Consider the following 15,301-nt stretch of genomic DNA (forward strand, 5'->3'; position numbering starts at 1 on the left):
GCTGACGACCGGGCTGAGCGGTGGGCACCCGCGCGGTCGGGGTGGCAGCCTGAGGCGACGGCCGTCGCGCCGGGCAGGTCGAGCGGAGGAGGATCCATGCGAGTCACGTTCCACGGCCACGCGTGCGTCACGGTGCGTCACGGCGGGCAGGTCGTCGCGATCGACCCGGGCACGTTCAGCGACGCGCCGGGTGCGCTGCGCGACGCCGGCACGGTGCTCGTCACCCACCAGCACCCCGACCACGTCGACGCGGCCGCGCTCGGCGCCGCCCTCGCGGCCCGGCCCGGGCTCACGGTGTGGGCGCCGGAGGCGGTCGCCGCCGCCCTGCGGCCCTCCCTGCCGGAGGCCACCTCGGCGCGCGTGCACGTCGTCGCGCCGGGTGACGGGCTGGACCTCGGCGGGCTGGAGGTCGTCGTCGGCGGCGGGCAGCACGCGGTGATCCACCGCGACGTCCCCCGGATCGCGAACGTGACCTACCTCGTGCGCGGGGACGGTGCGACGCTCCTGCACCCGGGCGACTCGTTCGACGCGCCCGACGGCGACGCGCTCGGAGGGAAGCGGCTCGACGTGCTCCTCGCGCCCGTGGCCGCGCCGTGGCTCAAGCTCGCCGAGACGATCGACTTCGTGCGTGGGCTCGACCCGCGCGTCGTCGTCCCGGTCCACGACGCGCTCCTCTCGGCGGCCGGGCACGGCCTCGTCGACCGTCTCCTCGGGGAGCAGCGCACCGGCGGGACGTACGCGTACCGGCCGCTCACGCCCGGCGAGGCGCTCGACGTCGCGGCGGGCAGCCTCGACGGGGCCGCCGACGCCGCGGCGCGCGCCCTGCGGGACGAGCACCCGGAGTACGGCGAGGTGACCCTGCTCGAGCACGACGAGAGCGTGCCGCCACGTCCGGAGGAGGAGGCGGCCGACGCGCTGCGCTCCGACCCCGCCCGCTGAGCCCGGCGCTACAGCAGCGGGCGCAGGGGCGTGAGGACGACCTCGCTGAGCTTCGCCGCCACCGAGCGGGAGTCCCACTCGGCGAGCGTCAGCTCGCGGGAGTTCGACAGGTCGACGTCGAACACCTTCTCCATCTGCTCGGCCACCCCGGGGTCGGTGATCTCGAGGTTCACCTCGTAGTTCCCCGTCAGGGAGAGCCGGTCGATGTTCGCCGTCCCGATCGTGGTCCACGCACCGTCGATCGTCGCCGTCTTCGCGTGCACCATCGCGTCCCGGTACAGGTGGATCCGCACCCCGCCCTTGAGCAGCGCCGTGTAGAGGCCGCGCGAGAGCCAGTCGGCCAGCACGTGGTTGGAGCGCTCGGGGACCAGGACGCGGACGTCGACCCCCCGCGCGGCGGCCGCGAGGAGGGCCGCGAGGATCTCCCGGTCGGGGATGAAGTACGCCTGCGTGATGTAGACGTGCGAGCTCGCGCGGTCGATCGCGTCGAGGTAGATGCCGCGGATCGGGAAGACGAGGTGCGCCGGCGCGTTGCGCGCGGCGCGCAGGCGCGGCTCCCAGTGCACCGACCCGGGGTCGGCGAGCAGCGGCTGGCCGGGCTTCCGATTGGCGTTCCAGAAGTCGACGAACGCGTTGCGCAGCTCCCACGCGCTCGGGCCCACGAGGCGGATGTGCGTGTCGCGCCACTGCGTCGCGTACAGGGCGCCGATGTTGTACCCGCCGACGAACGCGATCTCGTCGTCGACGACGAGGATCTTGCGGTGGTCGCGACCCGACTTGCGCACGTTGAGCATGAGGACGCCTGGGCGGAACACCGGGTAGCGGATGACGTGGATCGGCTCCGGCAGGTCGAAGAACGCCTGCGGGACGACGAGGTTCGCGAACCCGTCGTAGACGACGAACACCTCGACGCCGCGTGCGCTCGCCTCCACCAGCGCCTGCTTGAACTCCTCGCCGAGCGCGTCGGCCTTCCAGATGTACGTCTCGAGCAGGATGCGGCGCCGCGCCCCGCGGATCGCGCCGAGCATCTCCCGGTAGACGTCCTCGCCGTACGTGAAGACCGTGGTCGTGGTGCCCGCGACCTCCACGTCCGCGGGGGAGGAACGAGGGAACGACGCCTCGGTCGTGTTGCGGCGCTTGCGGATCGCGTCGGCGGTGACGAGCACGCCCGCGACGGTGATCGGCGCCGCGACGGCGACCACGAGCGCACGGGAGAGCAGACGGCGGGCGGTGCGCAGGGCGGAGTCGGCGGACAGGTGCACGGACTCACCGTAGCGGGCACGCCTCCCGGCGCGACCGGAGGGCGTGCGCGCCGCGGGTGAGATCTCGCACCCCCGCCGCCACCGGGGTCGACGAGCGCCCGGTCAGTGCGAGCGCAGGGCCTTGATCAGCTCGGCCTTGCGCATCGAGGAACGGCCCTCGATGCCGATCTCGGCGGCGCGCTTGCGCAGCTTCTCGACCGTCCAGTCGTCGTAGTCGCCGGCCTTGCCGCCCTTGCGGCCGACGCTCTTGCGGGACGACCCTGCCGCGGCGTTCGCGATCCGCGCCGCCTTCTCCTTCGAGTCGCCCTCGTCCCGCAGCTTCTCGTACAGCTCGGGGTCCTTCACGCTGGGTCCCGGGTCGCGCTTCGGCACGGCGTCCTCCCTCGTCTCGGGTCGGCCGCATCGGGCGCGGCCGGTCTCCCGCCAGGCTCGCCCCGACGCCGCGCGCTCGCACGCGGACCTCGCGCGGGCACCTCACCCGAGCACGACGACGCGCGACGTGCCCGGGTCCACGTGCACGACCTGCCCCGCCACCGCGGCGAACCCGTGCGGGTCCGCGGCGTACCCGGCCTGCCAGCGCACCCCGCCGTCGTCGAGCGACAGGCCGACCAGGAGCGAGCGCCGCGAGGAGTCCGGGTCGGGCACGACCACGGCGAGCGTCGCGCCGTCGGTGAACGCGGCCGTCACGCCGCCCGCGGGGTCCGGCCGGGTCCCGGGATCGCCCACGGACGTTCCCGGGGTGGACCTCGACCACGACCACACCCGCTCGCCCGTGCGGGCGTCCAGGGCGACGAGCGCGCCGCCGGTGGCGAGGACCGCGCGGTCGTCCGCGAGCGCCACGGCCTGCACGACGGGCACGGCGGCGCGCCACAGCTCGCGCGGGGCGCGAGCCGTGCCGCCGGGCGGGGACGCGAGCGCGCGCACCCCGTCCGGGGTCGTGACGAGCCAGGTGGTCGCGTCGCGGCCCGGTCCGGCGAGCGGGACGAGCAGGCGTCCGGAGACGGCGGCGCGGACCGTCCCGTCGGGGGCGAGGAGCTGGGTGAACCCGGTGCGGTCCGAGGGCCGGACGGTCGTGCGCCAGAACGTGCCGTCGGCGCGGGCCGTGACGGTCGTCGTGATCGCGTCGCCGGGGGCGTCCAGCCGGGTCCCGGCGAGGGTGAGGACCGCGCTGAGCCGGCAGCCGCGCACGACGAGCAGGTCGTCCTCGACGGTGACGGCGGCCTGGCCGGCGACCTGGGGCCGGCACATCGCGGTGCGCTCCGCGTCGTCGGGCCGGACCTCCTGCTGCCAGCGCACGCGTGCGGTGCGGGCGTCCTGGAGCGCGAGGTGGACGACGCCGCCCGTGCGCGACCAGCGCAGGACGGTCGCGCCGGGTGCGGGGACCGCGCGCCCGAGCTCGTCGCCGAGGGGGACCGGGTCCGTCGTCGGTCCTCCCGGGCCGAGGACGTGCGCCACGGGTGCGAGGGCGGGGCCGGTCAGGCACGTGACGGCAGCCGGGTGGGGAGCCGGGGCCGAGGTCTCGTCGGCGGCGGGTCCGCACCAGGCGGTCGGGTCGAGCGCCCGCCAGCGCCGCGCACCGGACCCGACGTCGTACGCCTCCACGCCCGCGCCGGTGACCACGGCGAGGGCCACGTCGTCGCCGTCACCGACCACGGACAGCCGGGGCGCGGCGGCGTCCGTCTCCCAGTCGGGCTCCGGCGCCACCGCGAGGGAGGCGACGGCGCCGGGCCGGGCCAGGCGTCCCCGCTCGGCCGTGCTCGTGCGCCACGTCCCGACGGCGACGAGGGCGAGGACGAGGAGGACGAGCGGCGCGACGACGCGCAGGAGCAGCGCACGTCGTCGGGCCGGTGCCCCGGGCCCGTGGGCCCCCTCCGCGGGTGCGCCGCGCCCGGCCGGCGCGGGCTCGTCGTCCGGGACGAGCTCCACCCGGTGGAGCGAGGCCATACCGGTGACGCCACGCGCCCCGCGGGCCGGCGTCAGGTCTCGGCGGGCTCGAGCGCGGCCGAGAGGGGGTGCGCGCGGATCGCCGCGGCGAGCTCGCCCTCGATCCGGTCGAGGTACACGCCGGTGGTCGCGATGGACGCGTGCCCGAGGAGCTCGGCGACGACCTTGACGTCCCACCCCTCGGCAGCGAGGAGGGTCGCGGTCGTGTGGCGCAGGGCGTGCGGGGTCGCCTCGCGCCGGTACTGCGCCGGCATGCGCTCGACGCAGCGCCGCAGGAGGCCGCGGACCGCCTGCGCGTCGATGCGGCGGCCGCGCCAGGACAGCAGGAGCGCACGCCGCGCGTCCGGGTCGTCGGGGCGGCGGGCGAGCAGCGCGGGGCGCAGGCGCTCCAGGTACTCCTCGAGCGCGGCGGCGAGCGGGGGAGAGAGCGTGACGGTGCGGACGTGCCCGCCCTTGCCCTGGATGCGCCAGCGCGTCTGGTCGGGCTCGCGGGCGAAGTCGTCGAGGTTCGCGCGCTCCAGCTCGGAGACCCGCGGGCCGAGGACGAGCAGGAGCGCGACGACGAGGCGGTCGCGGAGCTGGAGGTCCTGGTCGCGCCGTGCCGTGGCCGGGTCTCCCGGAGCTCGGGCCGCGGACACCTCGAGCAGCGACGCCGCGGAGCCCGCGGACAGGGCGGTGCGAGCGACGCGCAGGCCGTCGCGCAGGCGGGCCGGGGGAGAGGCCCACTGCATCGGGTCGGCCTGGACCCAGCCCTCGCGCGCCGCGTGGGAGAAGAAGCGGGTGACGGACTGGCGGAACCGGTTGACCGTCGCGGCGGAACGGCCCGAGCTCCCGGGCTTGCGCGACGCGTCCGCGTACCGGCCGTCGGGAGTCGTCTGGTAGCGCAGGAGGACGTCGTCCACGTCCTCGCCGGCGACGTCGTCCAGCACCCGGGCCGGCCCGGCGAGCCGCGCGAACTCGGCCACGTCCCGCTCGTAGCTGCGGCGCGTCGTCGGCGACAGCACGCCCCGCAGCGTCTGGGCGGCCACGGACGCGAGGTAGCGGTCGGCGGCCTCGGCGACGGTGATCCGCTCGAGACGGGGCGGGGCGACCATGAGCGGGCCTCCTTCGGTGGGTGCGGTCGCCGCCAGCCTAGGTCGTGCCGCCCACAGCGTCGCCACCGAACGACGCCCTGACCTGCGCCGACGCGGGGAGCCGGGGGCCGACGGGGTCAGCGCGACGCACCCAGGTGCGCGACGTCGCCCACGCCCAGCACCCCGCGGTTGTGGAAGAACCCGTCCTCGCGCAGGGTCGTGACGCTCCCGGAGGCGACCGGGAACGCGACGTGACCGGCGGCCTCGACCGGCATCCCGATCCAGGCCGCGACGACGAACGTCGCCGCGAACCCGTGCGTGACCACCACCTGGTGGTCCGCGGCGCGGCGGAGCAGGTCCGTCGTCGCTGCGTACACCCGCAGGGCGACGTCGAGCCTCGTCTCCGCGCCGGCGACGCCCACGTCGTGCCGCAGCCGGTCGCCCACCGCCGGCGGCGGGACGAACCGCGCGTCGTGCCAGGCCTGAGGACGCCCGCCCGCCTCGCCGTAGGACGCCTCGCGCAGCCGGGCGTCCAGCCGGGGGACGACGCCGAGCTCCGCGCCGATCGCTGTCGCGGTGCGGCGCGTGCGCAGGAGGTCGGACGTGACGACGTCGACGGCGGCGTCGTGCGGGATCCGGGCACGCAGCGCCGTGGCGACCAGGGCCGCCTGCCGTGCGCCCCGCGCGGTGAGGTCGGAGTCGTGGACGCCGCCGACCAGGCCCTCGACGTGGTGCGTCGCCTCGGGGTGGGTCACGACGTGGACCGTGCGCTCGCGCGCGCCGACGACCTCGGGCAGCGGCGGGGGAGGGAAGGGCGTCCGGGGAGCGGTGGGGTCGGGCACGCGCCCAGGGTGGCACACGCCCCGGGGGCACCGGACAGCGGGAGCGAGAAGGCTGGCCCGGGGGACGGGGACCGCGGTGGGGTCGTGCGGGCCGGAGTGTTCCGAAGGACGCGCGGACGGTGGTGTGCACGGCGACGTGGGCTACCGGGGGCCGCCGAGGTCGCGAGGATCAGCAACGACGCGTCACCACGCTGTTGACCTAAACACAATGGTTTGCGGTGTATGTCCGATTCTAGGCATCGTAGCCCAGGGTGCGGTCCCGCACCAGCCGTCGCCGGGGCGCTCGGACGTCCGGGGCACCCGACGGCTCGAGCTCGTCCCGTGCTGCGCCGGCGCCACCGGACGCAGGCCGCGGCGCCTGCGCGGGGGACACCGAGCGCCAGACCCACACGGCGACGGTCGCCGCACCGGCGGCGACGCCGACGAGCACGAGCGCCACGAGGGTCAGGGCGAGCGCCGGGACCCAGGCCAGCGTCACCAGCGTCGTCGTGACGAGACGTCGAGGACGACGACCGTCCGGTGCGAGCCCGGCGAACGGCGACGTCGTGGCGAACGTCCCGGAGACGGTTCCTGACGACGTCCGGGACGGCGCGAGCGCCACCAGGCCCGCGAGCGACGGCCGGCCGTCGCTCCGGCCCACGGTGCGGGCGGCGGGACGGTGCGTTCCGAGCCGGGGTGCGTACGTCGTCGTGCTCATGCCGAAGGGGAGCGTGCGAGAGCCCTCCGTGATGCGCGGGGACCGCCTTCGTTCCGACGAAATGACATAATGTACATTATCGGCGCACTGCGGAAGGGGTCGATCAGGCCTCTCGCGCCGCGTCTCCCTGCGCGGTTCCCGGGCCGCCGTGGGTCCTCGGGTGTCTACTGGCTGCCATGGGATCCGCCGTCCTCGAACCGACCACCCGGTGCGCGATCGACGCCGTCACCGCGCTGCGCCTCGTGCAGGACGACGTCGGCCTCGGTGCCCGTCGCCCGCTCGTCGGCCCCGCCGTGCTCCGCAGCCACGCGCTCTCGATGCTCTACCGCGACGTGCGCCGCGGCGTGCTCGACGAGAAGACGGCGCGCGCTCATCTGGAGGGCGTCGCCACGCTGAAGATCCGCCTGCTCGGCGACCGCGTCTCGCGGGCCACGGCGTGGCGCGTCGCGCGCGAGCTCGACGCGGACGACACGGCGGTCGCCGAGTACGTGGCGGTGGCCGTGCTGCAGGCCGACGTCCTCGTCGCGGGCGACCAGGACGTCGCGGCCGCGGCGGACGGCCGGATCCCCCTCGCCACGTACGACGACCTCCTGGGCTGAGCCGGCGACGTCCGCCCGAAGCCCGATCCGGTCACCGGTCCGGTCTCAGTCGTCGAACACGTCCCAGCAGATCGCGCTGCGGCGCCGCTGGTCGTCGAGGACGAGCTCGCGCAGCTCCGCCGGGATACGTTCGCGCTGCCAGTCCCGCTCCGCGAGGCGCGCCGCCTCGGGGTCCTCACCCCGTGCCGCGGCGTCGGCGGCCGCCGCCCGGATCGCGTACGCTGCCGCCCCGAGGTCGTGCGCCGCGACGTGCGCGACCGCCACCGCCTGCCCGGCCGCGAGCGCCGTGAACCTGACGGGTGCGGGCTGGTCGCGGCCGGCGGCGTTGGCGACGAAGGCGGTGCTGTGCGCGGTCTTCATGGGGACCTCGCCGCGGATCCAGGCGCGCGCGACGTCGAGGGCGTCGCGGGGTCGGGTGTCGTCGGGGCGGGCGTCCTCGAAGATCGGCAGGACGTGCTCGGTGCACTCGACGGCCCACCGGGCGAGCTGGCGGTGGTGGTCGTCGGTGAGGGTGCCGCCGCGGCGGACGGTGATGAGCCGGCGGTCGCGTTCGGTGGGCAGGATCGGCATGGTCCGATGCTCCCCCAGTCCGGTGCCCGGCGACCAGCGCGTCACCGGTGCGGCGGAGTCGGGACGGCACGGTCGGGGCGCCGTGGTCGCGTCGTCTGGTGAGGGTGGGTGGGGCGGCGTACGGTGCGTTCGTCGTCCCCGCTCGCCGAGGTGCACGCCTCTCCCCCGCCCGGACGCCCGTGCGCGGCGCCGTCGCCGCGCACGGGGCTCTCCCCCGGACTGGTCGGGTCCGCGGGCGGGCCGCATCCCCGAGGAGGCGCTCATGGCCCGGTTCACCCGTTCCGACGACCTGCGTGGCGCGACGTTCGACGGCGCGGACCTGCGGGGTGCGCGGTTCGTGGAGTCCGACCTGTCCGGCGTGGTGATGCGGGGCGTGCAGGTGGAGGGGCTGGACGTGGACGCCCCGTGGCTCGCGGACGGCGACGCGACCTTCCGCGTGAACGGTGTCGACGTGACGGGCTTCGTGGAGGCGGAGCTGGACCGCCGGTTCCCGGGGCGGGAGCTGCGTCGTGCCGGCGACCCGGAGGGGCTGCGCGCGGCGTGGGCGGCGCTGGAGTCGACGTGGGCGGCGACGCTCGACCGGGCGGCGGCCCTGCCCGCGAGCGCCGTGGACGTGTCGGTGGACGGCGAGTGGTCGTTCGCGCAGACGTTGCGGCACCTGGTGCTGGCGACGGACGCGTGGCTGGGGCGGGCGGTGCTGGAGGTCGAGCAGCCGTTCCACCCGTTGGGGCAGGCGGGCCCGCAGGCGGCGGAGGACGGGCTGGACCTGTCGCTGTTCGTGACGGGGACGCCGTCGTACGGGGACGTGCTGGAGGCGCGCGCGGGCCGGGTGGCGATGGTGCGGGACTTCCTGGCGGGTGTGACACCCGAGGCGCTGGCGGTGGTGCGGCGCAACCCGTGGTCGCCGGAGTACCCGGAGACGACGTTGTCGTGCGTGCACGTGATCCTCGAGGAGGAGTGGGAGCACCACCGCTTCGCGGTGCGCGACCTGGACGGGGTGTCGCGGGGCGATCAGGGCGAGGGCGGCCGGTTGCGCCGGTAGTGGCGGGCCGCCTTGGCGCGGCTGCCGCACCCGTCCATCGAGCACCAGCGGCGGGTGCCGTTGCGGGAGGTGTCGAAGAAGTACAGGACGCAGTCCGGGTGCGCGCAGCGTCGGATGCGGTTCGGGGCTTGGCGCAGCAGGTCGAGGTAGTCGTGCGCGGCGCGCCAGGCCGCGGCCCAGCCGGGGTCGGTCCGGGCGTCCTCGTGCACGGACCCGTCGCGGAGCGTGTGCCGCAGGGCGCCGTGGGCGAGGACCGCGTTGAGGTCGCGCTCGGCCGGGGCGCCGGGGTCCTCGAGGACGCGGCGCAGGACCGCTCGGGTGTGGCGCAGCGTCTCGGTGGTGTCGGCGTGCTCGTCGGCCAGGTCGTGCTCCTGGAGCCACGCGTGGAGGTCTGCCGGCTCGTCGAACAGGTCGCGCGTGCGCCCGTGGTCGACCCAGTGGGTGTTGACCAGGTCGAGCGCGAGGGGCTCCCCCACGAGGGGTCGTGCCGTCATGCGCTGATCTTACCTGTGTCGAACGGTTGACAGGTAAGGCTGCCGCGATCTACGTTCTCACCACTCATCCAGATGACACCGGTAAGAATCGCTCGTTCCGGTGCGGTCCACCGGGACCGCGCGTCCCCGACCACCCTTTGTGGAGGCTCCTCATGCAGCACACCGTCGGCACCGGCACGCCCGAGACGCGGGCCGTGCACCACCGCACCGCCACGATCGACGGGCGCACCGTGTTCTACCGGGAGGCGGGCGACCGCTCCGCGCCCACGCTGCTGCTTCTGCACGGCTTCCCCACGTCGTCGCACATGTTCCGCCGGTTGATCCTCGACCTCGCGGACTCGTTCCACCTCGTCGCGCCCGACCACCTCGGCTTCGGGTACTCCGACGCCCCGCCCGTGACCGACTTCGACTACTCCTTCGACAACCTCACGGCGACCACCGAGGGCCTGATCGACCACCTCGGCCTCGACCGGTTCGCTCTCTACCTGCAGGACTACGGCGCGCCGATCGGCCAGCGCCTCGCGCTCCGAGACCCGGACCGGGTCACCGCGCTGGTCGTCCAGTCCGGCAACGCCTACGTGGAGGGCTTCACGCCGTTCTGGGACGTCCTGTTCGCGCACGCCAAGGACCGGGCGACCCACGAGGCCGAGGTCCGCACCCTCCTGTCGCCGGCGTCCACCCGCTGGCAGTACACCCACGGCGTGCCCGCAGACCGGCTCGACCGGCTCACCCCCGACACCTGGAACCTCGACCAGTCCCTCCTGGACCGCCCCGGCAACGACGCGGTCCAGCTCCAGCTCTTCTGGGACTACCAGTTCAACCTCGACGTCTACCCCGACTTCCAGGCGTACCTGCGTGCGCACCGTCCCCCGACCCTCGTCGCCTGGGGGGAGCACGACGAGATCTTCGGCGCCGACGGCGCCCGCGCCTTCCTGCGCGACGTGCCCGACGCCGAGCTCCACCTGCTCGACGCGGGCCACTTCGCGCTCGAGACCCACGGTGAGGAGATCTGCGCTCTCGTCCGTGACTTCCTCACCCGCGCGCTCGCCGGGGAGGACCGATGAGCGGCGCCGGATCTGACGCACCCCCGTCGGGTCGTGCCCCGCTGCCGCCCTTCACCGCACAGACCGCCCGCCGCAAGGTGCGGGCCGCCGAGGACGCCTGGAACACCCGTGACCCCCGGCACGTCGCCGCGGCGTACACCCCGGACAGCGTGTGGCGGAACCGGGGCACCTTCCTCACGGGGCGCGACGAGATCGTCGCCTTCCTCACCGCGAAGTGGGAGCGCGAGCTCGACTACAGCCTCCGCAAGGAGCTGTGGGCGTTCCACGAGCACCGGATCGCCGTCCGGTTCCAGTACGAGTGGCACGACGCCGCGGGCCGGTGGTGGCGCAGCTACGGCAACGAGCAGTGGGAGTTCGACGACCTGGGCTACATGGCGCGTCGTGAGGCCAGCATCGACGACGTCCGCATCGAGCCTGCCGAACGACGCATCCACGGGCCCCGTCCTGCGGCTGACACCACGGTCCTCCCCCTGCGCTGAACCACCCGCCGCCTCCGCAGCGGCACGCGCGCCCCGGCGCCGGGGATCGGGCGGCCGGGAGCCGGTACACGGACACGTGGGAGCGGGACTCGGCGGTGAACGGCTCCCCCGCCCATCCGGCGTGCCGGGTCTCGAGCCCGAGGCCGGCGAGGCGGGCCATGAGGTCGAGCTCGGCGGGCCAGACGTACCGGTGAGGTGTGCGCCCCACGGTGGCGCGGCCGTCGTCGTCGAACCGGACGTGGTGGGACACGACGCGTTGGTGCAGGACGTCGTAGGTGTCGACGCCGAGGTAGCCGGGCTCGTCGTGCCAGACGGTCGCGGTGCGGCCGGGTGGGAGGGCGCGCAGCTCGGGGACCCAGAGCTCGACGACGAACCGGCCCCCGGGGGCGAGGTGGCGGGCGGCGTTGCGGAAGCACTCGACCTGGGCGTCCTGGGTGAGCAGGTTCGCGATCGTGTTGTACACGAGGTAGACGAGCGTGTGCTCCCCCGGTACCCGGGCGGTGGCCATGTCGCCGACGACGACGGGCAGGGTCGTCTCGTCGGCCTTCTCGCGCAGGCGGGCGACCATGTGCCGGGAGATCTCGATGCCGGTGACGGGTACGCCGCGCGCGGCGAGCGGGATCGCGACCCGACCGGTGCCGACGGCGAGCTCGACCGCGCTCCCCCGGCCCGCGAGCCGGTCGACGGCGGGGTCGAGGACGTCGGGGGCGAACATGCCCTCGCCGGGGGTGTCGTACCGCGCGGCGGCACCGGCGTCCCAGAGGCGTTCCTGGTCGGTGCCGGCGAGGTCGGTGCGGGGGCGGGTCACCGTGCGACGGTGTCAGGTGGTGTCCGCGGCGGTCCAGGAATCTCGGGTGGTCGGGCGTCCTCGGTGTCTCCGGCCGGTGGGCCCGGACGCTACGGTGGCGGCATGGATCGTGAGGCGTTCGCGGGCTATGTCCGTTCTCAGGGGTGGGGCGTCGTGGCGTCCCTCGGCGACGACGGCGGGCCGCAGGCCGCGTTCCTCGCGGTGGCGGCGACGGGCGCGGGCGAGCTGGTGTTCGACGCGCGCGCGACGTCGCGCAAGGTGGCGAACCTAGCGCGGGACCCGCGCGTCGCCGTGACGGTGGGCGGGACGGACGGGACGACGTTGCAGTGCGAGGGCGTGGCGGACGTCCCGGTCGGCGCGGACCGGGACCGGTGCGCCGCGGCGTACGCGGCGGCGTTCCCGCAGTTCGCCGCCTCGCTGGCCGACGAGGGCATCGTGCTGCTGCGCGTCGCGGTGGCGTGGGCGCGGTACGGGGACTTCCGCGACGGCCGGTCGGTGATGACCGAGGTCGACGTCTCCGGGTGGGGCCCCGCTCAGGACTGACGGTGGCCCGTCCCGGGCGGACCCGTCAGGCGAGCAGCGCCCGCTTCGCGCGCGCGAACTCGGTGTCGGTGAGGTCGCCCGCGCGGTGCAGGGCGGCGAGCCGTTCGAGGCGGGCGACGAGCTCCGCTCCCCCGTTGCCGGTCGGGGCGCTCGCGGCGGGTGCGCCGCGCCCGACGACGCGCCACAGGGTGCGGGCGAACACGCCGGGGCGCCGCGCGGTGCCGGCCTGGCCGGGGTGCAGGCGCGGCACGCGCGGCGAGGGCACGGTCCGGTCGTCGACGACGATGCTCCCGGGGCGCGTGTCCGCGAGCGAGCGGGCGAAGCGTGCGAACCGGGCGGACGACCCGTCCAGCAGGACGGCGCGGGTGGTCCGGGCCCCGGGGTGCTCGTCCCGCCAGGTCACGACGACGGTGGGCCCGTCGCCCGTGACGGTCACGACGGGGCGCCCGGCGGGCTCGAGCACGGTGTCGTCGCCGCGGACGAGGCGCAGCCGTGCGCCGTCCCACACGAGCCGGCCGCCGGCGACGTGGAACATGGCCGGGTAGCGGGGTGCGGCGGCGAAGCGCGAGGTGTCGGGCGCCCTGCCGGGGATCGTGACGACGCCGACGGGCCGCCGTCGCGGCGGGGCGGCGGGGGCGGTCCCGTGCGCGTGCTCCGCGAGGGCCTCCACGACGGGGACCGCGACCGTGACGGGGGCGACGGGCTCGCGGCCAGGCTCCGGGGCGGGTCCTGCCGGGTGGGCCTCGGCGTGGCCCTCGGTCGCGCTGGTGCTCATGGTGCTCCCCCGTCGTCGTCGGTCCCCCGATCCTGCCGCGCGGCCCCCTCCGAGAGCAACCCCTCGGGTGGTGTCGCCGCAGGTCAGCGGACGTGAGCGCGCCCCCGGCCGGGAGCACCGGTGGCCGGGGGCGCGCGGTCTCGGGACGGGTCAGAGCCCGCCGAGCAGCGCCGTGAAGTCGGGCGTGGCCGCGAACGGGTCGGCGGGGCCGGTGTTCTTGCGCAGCGCGACCTTCTCCGCGAGCTCGCGCCCGGCGCGGGCGATCCGGGCGGGCAGCCCGCCGCCGCCGTCGGCCTCGGCGGCGGCCCAGTCGTCGGTGGCGGCGAACACGGACGTCGTGGCGACGTCGGCCCGCAGGTAGGTGAACAGCGGGCGCAGGGAGTACTCGAGCGCGAGCGAGTGGCGGGCGGTGCCGCCGGTCGCGCCGAGCAGCACGGGCGTGCCCGTGAGGGAGTCCTTGTCGAGGACGTCCACGAACGACTTGAGCAGCCCCGAGTACGTGGTCGTGAACAGCGGGGTCGTCACGACGATCCCGTCCGCGGCGGTGAGGCGCTCGAGGACCCCGGCGAGCTCGCCCGTGGGGAAGCCCGTGAGCATCGCGTCGACGACGGCGTGCGCGTGGTCGCGCAGCTCGACGGTCTCGGCCTCGGCGCTCACGCCGAGGCCCTGCAGCTCGCGCACCGTGGCCTCGCCGAGCCGGTCGGCGAGCAGGCGCGTGGAGGACGGCTTGGACAGCCCGGCGGACACCACGACGAGGCGGCGGTCCGGGGCGGGGGTGCTGGCGGTCATGCGGTGCTCCTGAGGTCTGGCGTGCGGTGCGGGTGCGGCCCGTCACCGGGCCGGGTGGTGCGGTCGCCCGACGGCGGCCGGTCGCCCGGGTGCGCGGGGCACCTGTCGACCGTACGCCGTCGGGCGGGTGGTCGTGCGGCCCGTGCGCCCCGGAGGGGGCGGCCGCGACGGCGGGCTACAGGCCGAACGCGGCGCCGGCCCTCGCCGGCTCCTGGTCGTCCTCGGCGGTGCGCCCGGTCCAGCGGTCCTCGGTGCCGCCGACGTGCGCGGCGCCCTCGGTCCCGGCGGCCCGGGCGGCGGCGACGCGCTCGGCGTGGCTCGGCGGGTTCGCCGGGACGTGCGCGGGGCGCGCGGCCTCCATCTCCTTGCGGAGCACGGGCACGACCTCGCCCGCGAGGAGGTCGATCTGCTCGAGCACCGTCTTGAGCGGCAGGCCGGCGTGGTCCATGAGGAAGAGCTGGCGCTGGTAGTCGCCCACGTGCTCGCGCATCGCGGCGTACCGGTCGATGACCTGCTGCGGGGAGCCGACGGTGAGCGGCGTCTCGCGCGTGAAGTCCTCCATCGACGGGCCGTGCCCGTACACGGGTGCGTTGTCGAAGTAGGGCCGGAACTCGTCCCACGCCTTCTGGGAGTCCTTGCGCATGAACACCTGGCCGCCGAGCCCGACGATCGCGGTGTCCGCGGGGCCGTGGCCGTGGTGCTCCCAGCGCTGGCGGTAGAACTGCACCATCTGCTTCGTGTGGCTGATGGGCCAGAAGATGTTGTTGTGGAAGAACCCGTCGCCGTAGTAGGCGGCCTGCTCGGCGATCTCGGGGCTGCGGATCGACCCGTGCCACACGAACGGCGGCACGCCGTCCAGCGGGCGCGGGGTCGAGGTGAAGCCCTGCAGCGGGGTGCGGAACTTGCCCTCCCAGTCCACGACGTCCTCGGTCCACAGGCGGCGCAGCAGGGCGTAGTTCTCGATCGCGAGCGGGATGCCGTTGCGGATGTCCTGCCCGAACCACGGGTACACCGGGCCCGTGTTGCCGCGCCCCATCATGAGGTCCATGCGCCCGTCCGAGATGACCTGGAGCATCGCGTACTCCTCCGCGAGGCGCACGGGGTCGTTCGTCGTGATGAGCGTCGTGGACGTCGACAGGACGATGTTCTTCGTCACACCGGCGAGGTAGCCGAGCATGGTCGTCGGCGAGGACGGGACGAACGGCGGGTTGTGGTGCTCGCCCGTGGCGAAGACGTCCAGGCCGACCTCGTCCGCGTGCTTCGCGATCGTCAGCATCGAGCGCACGCGCTCGGTGTCGTCGGGGGTCCGGCCCGTCGTGGGGTCCGTCGTGACGTCGCCGACGGTGAAGATGCCGAACTGCATGGTGTGCTCCCGTGAGTC

The 15,301-nt window shown here is 75.4% G+C and carries 17 protein-coding genes and 1 pseudogene; 6 read left to right on the forward strand and 12 right to left on the reverse strand.

The genetic code is table 11. From position 1 onward, the window contains the following. Nucleotides 1-96 precede the first annotated feature (96 nt). Nucleotides 97-939: an MBL fold metallo-hydrolase gene (locus tag ACFC2L_RS07410; protein ID WP_375823622.1), complete on the forward strand. Its 843-nt coding sequence runs from the start codon at nucleotides 97-99 to the stop codon at nucleotides 937-939. Between the two features lie 8 nt (nucleotides 940-947). Here ACFC2L_RS07410 and ACFC2L_RS07415 read toward each other — a convergent pair whose 3' ends face one another. The 6 genes from ACFC2L_RS07415 to ACFC2L_RS07440 all read right to left on the reverse strand — a co-directional run bounded on the left by ACFC2L_RS07415 (nucleotide 948) and on the right by ACFC2L_RS07440 (nucleotide 6,757). Continuing rightward, nucleotides 948-2,201 carry a phosphatidylserine/phosphatidylglycerophosphate/cardiolipin synthase family protein gene (locus ACFC2L_RS07415; RefSeq protein WP_375823623.1) on the reverse strand — a complete coding sequence of 418 codons (1,254 nt, stop codon included), beginning with the start codon at nucleotides 2,199-2,201 and terminating at the stop codon, nucleotides 948-950. A 102-nt stretch (nucleotides 2,202-2,303) separates the two neighbouring features. Beyond that, complete coding sequence (locus ACFC2L_RS07420) at nucleotides 2,304-2,573, reverse strand: Rho termination factor N-terminal domain-containing protein (RefSeq protein WP_375823624.1); 270 nt, start codon at nucleotides 2,571-2,573, stop codon at nucleotides 2,304-2,306. Between the two features lie 102 nt (nucleotides 2,574-2,675). Continuing rightward, complete coding sequence (locus ACFC2L_RS07425) at nucleotides 2,676-4,145, reverse strand: PQQ-binding-like beta-propeller repeat protein (protein WP_375823625.1); 1,470 nt, start codon at nucleotides 4,143-4,145, stop codon at nucleotides 2,676-2,678. 32 nt (nucleotides 4,146-4,177) lie between these two features. Beyond that, nucleotides 4,178-5,239: a tyrosine-type recombinase/integrase gene (locus ACFC2L_RS07430; RefSeq protein ID WP_375823626.1), complete on the reverse strand. Its 1,062-nt coding sequence runs from the start codon at nucleotides 5,237-5,239 to the stop codon at nucleotides 4,178-4,180. Between the two features lie 116 nt (nucleotides 5,240-5,355). After that, on the reverse strand, nucleotides 5,356-6,060 hold the full coding sequence (locus tag ACFC2L_RS07435; protein WP_375823627.1) for a histidine phosphatase family protein: 705 nt from the start codon (nucleotides 6,058-6,060) through the stop codon (nucleotides 5,356-5,358). A 232-nt stretch (nucleotides 6,061-6,292) separates the two neighbouring features. Then, the gene (locus ACFC2L_RS07440) at nucleotides 6,293-6,757 is read right to left on the reverse strand and encodes a hypothetical protein (RefSeq protein ID WP_375823628.1); all 465 of its coding nucleotides are present in this window, start codon (nucleotides 6,755-6,757) and stop codon (nucleotides 6,293-6,295) included. A gap of 176 nt (nucleotides 6,758-6,933) precedes the next feature. Here ACFC2L_RS07440 and ACFC2L_RS07445 point away from each other — a divergent pair, with 176 nt between their 5' ends. Continuing rightward, a complete protein-coding gene (locus ACFC2L_RS07445; protein ID WP_375823629.1) occupies nucleotides 6,934-7,356 on the forward strand; it encodes a hypothetical protein in 423 nt (140 codons plus the stop codon). Between the two features lie 45 nt (nucleotides 7,357-7,401). Here the strand turns inward: ACFC2L_RS07445 and ACFC2L_RS07450 are convergent, their stop codons facing one another. Continuing rightward, nucleotides 7,402-7,926: a putative immunity protein gene (locus ACFC2L_RS07450; protein ID WP_375823630.1), complete on the reverse strand. Its 525-nt coding sequence runs from the start codon at nucleotides 7,924-7,926 to the stop codon at nucleotides 7,402-7,404. Between the two features lie 262 nt (nucleotides 7,927-8,188). Here ACFC2L_RS07450 and ACFC2L_RS07455 point away from each other — a divergent pair, with 262 nt between their 5' ends. Continuing rightward, nucleotides 8,189-8,968 (forward strand): DinB family protein, encoded by a 780-nt coding sequence (locus ACFC2L_RS07455; RefSeq protein ID WP_375823631.1) that lies wholly within the window; start codon nucleotides 8,189-8,191, stop codon nucleotides 8,966-8,968. On the opposite strand, the gene ACFC2L_RS07460 is transcribed toward ACFC2L_RS07455, so the two are convergent. Then, the gene (locus tag ACFC2L_RS07460; RefSeq protein WP_375823632.1) at nucleotides 8,938-9,462 is read right to left on the reverse strand and encodes a CGNR zinc finger domain-containing protein; all 525 of its coding nucleotides are present in this window, start codon (nucleotides 9,460-9,462) and stop codon (nucleotides 8,938-8,940) included. The genes ACFC2L_RS07455 and ACFC2L_RS07460 overlap by 31 nt on opposite strands. A gap of 152 nt (nucleotides 9,463-9,614) precedes the next feature. On the opposite strand from ACFC2L_RS07460, the gene ACFC2L_RS07465 reads away from it, so the two are divergent. Both ACFC2L_RS07465 and ACFC2L_RS07470 read left to right on the forward strand, forming a co-directional pair. Continuing rightward, complete coding sequence (locus ACFC2L_RS07465; protein WP_375823633.1) at nucleotides 9,615-10,526, forward strand: alpha/beta fold hydrolase; 912 nt, start codon at nucleotides 9,615-9,617, stop codon at nucleotides 10,524-10,526. Continuing rightward, complete coding sequence (locus ACFC2L_RS07470; RefSeq protein ID WP_375823634.1) at nucleotides 10,523-11,005, forward strand: nuclear transport factor 2 family protein; 483 nt, start codon at nucleotides 10,523-10,525, stop codon at nucleotides 11,003-11,005. The genes ACFC2L_RS07465 and ACFC2L_RS07470 overlap by 4 nt, the downstream gene beginning before the upstream one ends. A gap of 55 nt (nucleotides 11,006-11,060) precedes the next feature. Here the strand turns inward: ACFC2L_RS07470 and ACFC2L_RS07475 are convergent. Beyond that, nucleotides 11,061-11,813 (reverse strand): annotated as a pseudogene (locus ACFC2L_RS07475) (class I SAM-dependent DNA methyltransferase); the annotation flags it as partial. 102 nt (nucleotides 11,814-11,915) lie between these two features. On the opposite strand from ACFC2L_RS07475, the gene ACFC2L_RS07480 reads away from it, so the two are divergent. Further along, complete coding sequence (locus tag ACFC2L_RS07480) at nucleotides 11,916-12,356, forward strand: pyridoxamine 5'-phosphate oxidase family protein (RefSeq protein ID WP_375823635.1); 441 nt, start codon at nucleotides 11,916-11,918, stop codon at nucleotides 12,354-12,356. 25 nt (nucleotides 12,357-12,381) lie between these two features. Here ACFC2L_RS07480 and ACFC2L_RS07485 read toward each other — a convergent pair whose 3' ends face one another. The 3 genes from ACFC2L_RS07485 to ACFC2L_RS07495 form a co-directional block, all read right to left on the reverse strand. Then, nucleotides 12,382-13,131, reverse strand: a complete 750-nt coding sequence (locus tag ACFC2L_RS07485) for a hypothetical protein (RefSeq protein WP_375823636.1) — start codon at nucleotides 13,129-13,131, stop codon at nucleotides 12,382-12,384. Between the two features lie 150 nt (nucleotides 13,132-13,281). Next, nucleotides 13,282-13,920 carry a CE1759 family FMN reductase gene (locus tag ACFC2L_RS07490; RefSeq protein WP_375823637.1) on the reverse strand — a complete coding sequence of 213 codons (639 nt, stop codon included), beginning with the start codon at nucleotides 13,918-13,920 and terminating at the stop codon, nucleotides 13,282-13,284. Between the two features lie 175 nt (nucleotides 13,921-14,095). Continuing rightward, on the reverse strand, nucleotides 14,096-15,283 hold the full coding sequence (locus ACFC2L_RS07495) for an LLM class flavin-dependent oxidoreductase (RefSeq protein WP_375823638.1): 1,188 nt from the start codon (nucleotides 15,281-15,283) through the stop codon (nucleotides 14,096-14,098). Nucleotides 15,284-15,301: the final 18 nt, after the last annotated feature.

Origin of the sequence: Cellulosimicrobium sp. NPDC055967 (assembly GCF_042269845.1) — a bacterium.
Lineage (GTDB): Bacteria > Actinomycetota > Actinomycetes > Actinomycetales > Cellulomonadaceae > Cellulosimicrobium.

Excerpts from the sequence above, each read along its gene's own strand:
- ACFC2L_RS07410 (WP_375823622.1), top strand. The coding sequence starts at position 97 with ATGCGAGTCACGTTCCACGGCCACGCGTGCGTCACGGTGCGTCACGGC.
- ACFC2L_RS07425 (WP_375823625.1), bottom strand. The coding sequence starts at position 4,145 with ATGGCCTCGCTCCACCGGGTGGAGCTCGTCCCGGACGACGAGCCCGCG.
- ACFC2L_RS07430 (WP_375823626.1), bottom strand. The coding sequence starts at position 5,239 with ATGGTCGCCCCGCCCCGTCTCGAGCGGATCACCGTCGCCGAGGCCGCC.
- ACFC2L_RS07440 (WP_375823628.1), bottom strand. The coding sequence starts at position 6,757 with ATGAGCACGACGACGTACGCACCCCGGCTCGGAACGCACCGTCCCGCC.
- ACFC2L_RS07445 (WP_375823629.1), top strand. The coding sequence starts at position 6,934 with ATGGGATCCGCCGTCCTCGAACCGACCACCCGGTGCGCGATCGACGCC.
- ACFC2L_RS07450 (WP_375823630.1), bottom strand. The coding sequence starts at position 7,926 with ATGCCGATCCTGCCCACCGAACGCGACCGCCGGCTCATCACCGTCCGC.
- ACFC2L_RS07455 (WP_375823631.1), top strand. The coding sequence starts at position 8,189 with ATGGCCCGGTTCACCCGTTCCGACGACCTGCGTGGCGCGACGTTCGAC.
- ACFC2L_RS07460 (WP_375823632.1), bottom strand. The coding sequence starts at position 9,462 with ATGACGGCACGACCCCTCGTGGGGGAGCCCCTCGCGCTCGACCTGGTC.
- ACFC2L_RS07465 (WP_375823633.1), top strand. The coding sequence starts at position 9,615 with ATGCAGCACACCGTCGGCACCGGCACGCCCGAGACGCGGGCCGTGCAC.
- ACFC2L_RS07470 (WP_375823634.1), top strand. The coding sequence starts at position 10,523 with ATGAGCGGCGCCGGATCTGACGCACCCCCGTCGGGTCGTGCCCCGCTG.
- ACFC2L_RS07480 (WP_375823635.1), top strand. The coding sequence starts at position 11,916 with ATGGATCGTGAGGCGTTCGCGGGCTATGTCCGTTCTCAGGGGTGGGGC.
- ACFC2L_RS07485 (WP_375823636.1), bottom strand. The coding sequence starts at position 13,131 with ATGAGCACCAGCGCGACCGAGGGCCACGCCGAGGCCCACCCGGCAGGA.
- ACFC2L_RS07490 (WP_375823637.1), bottom strand. The coding sequence starts at position 13,920 with ATGACCGCCAGCACCCCCGCCCCGGACCGCCGCCTCGTCGTGGTGTCC.
- ACFC2L_RS07495 (WP_375823638.1), bottom strand. The coding sequence starts at position 15,283 with ATGCAGTTCGGCATCTTCACCGTCGGCGACGTCACGACGGACCCCACG.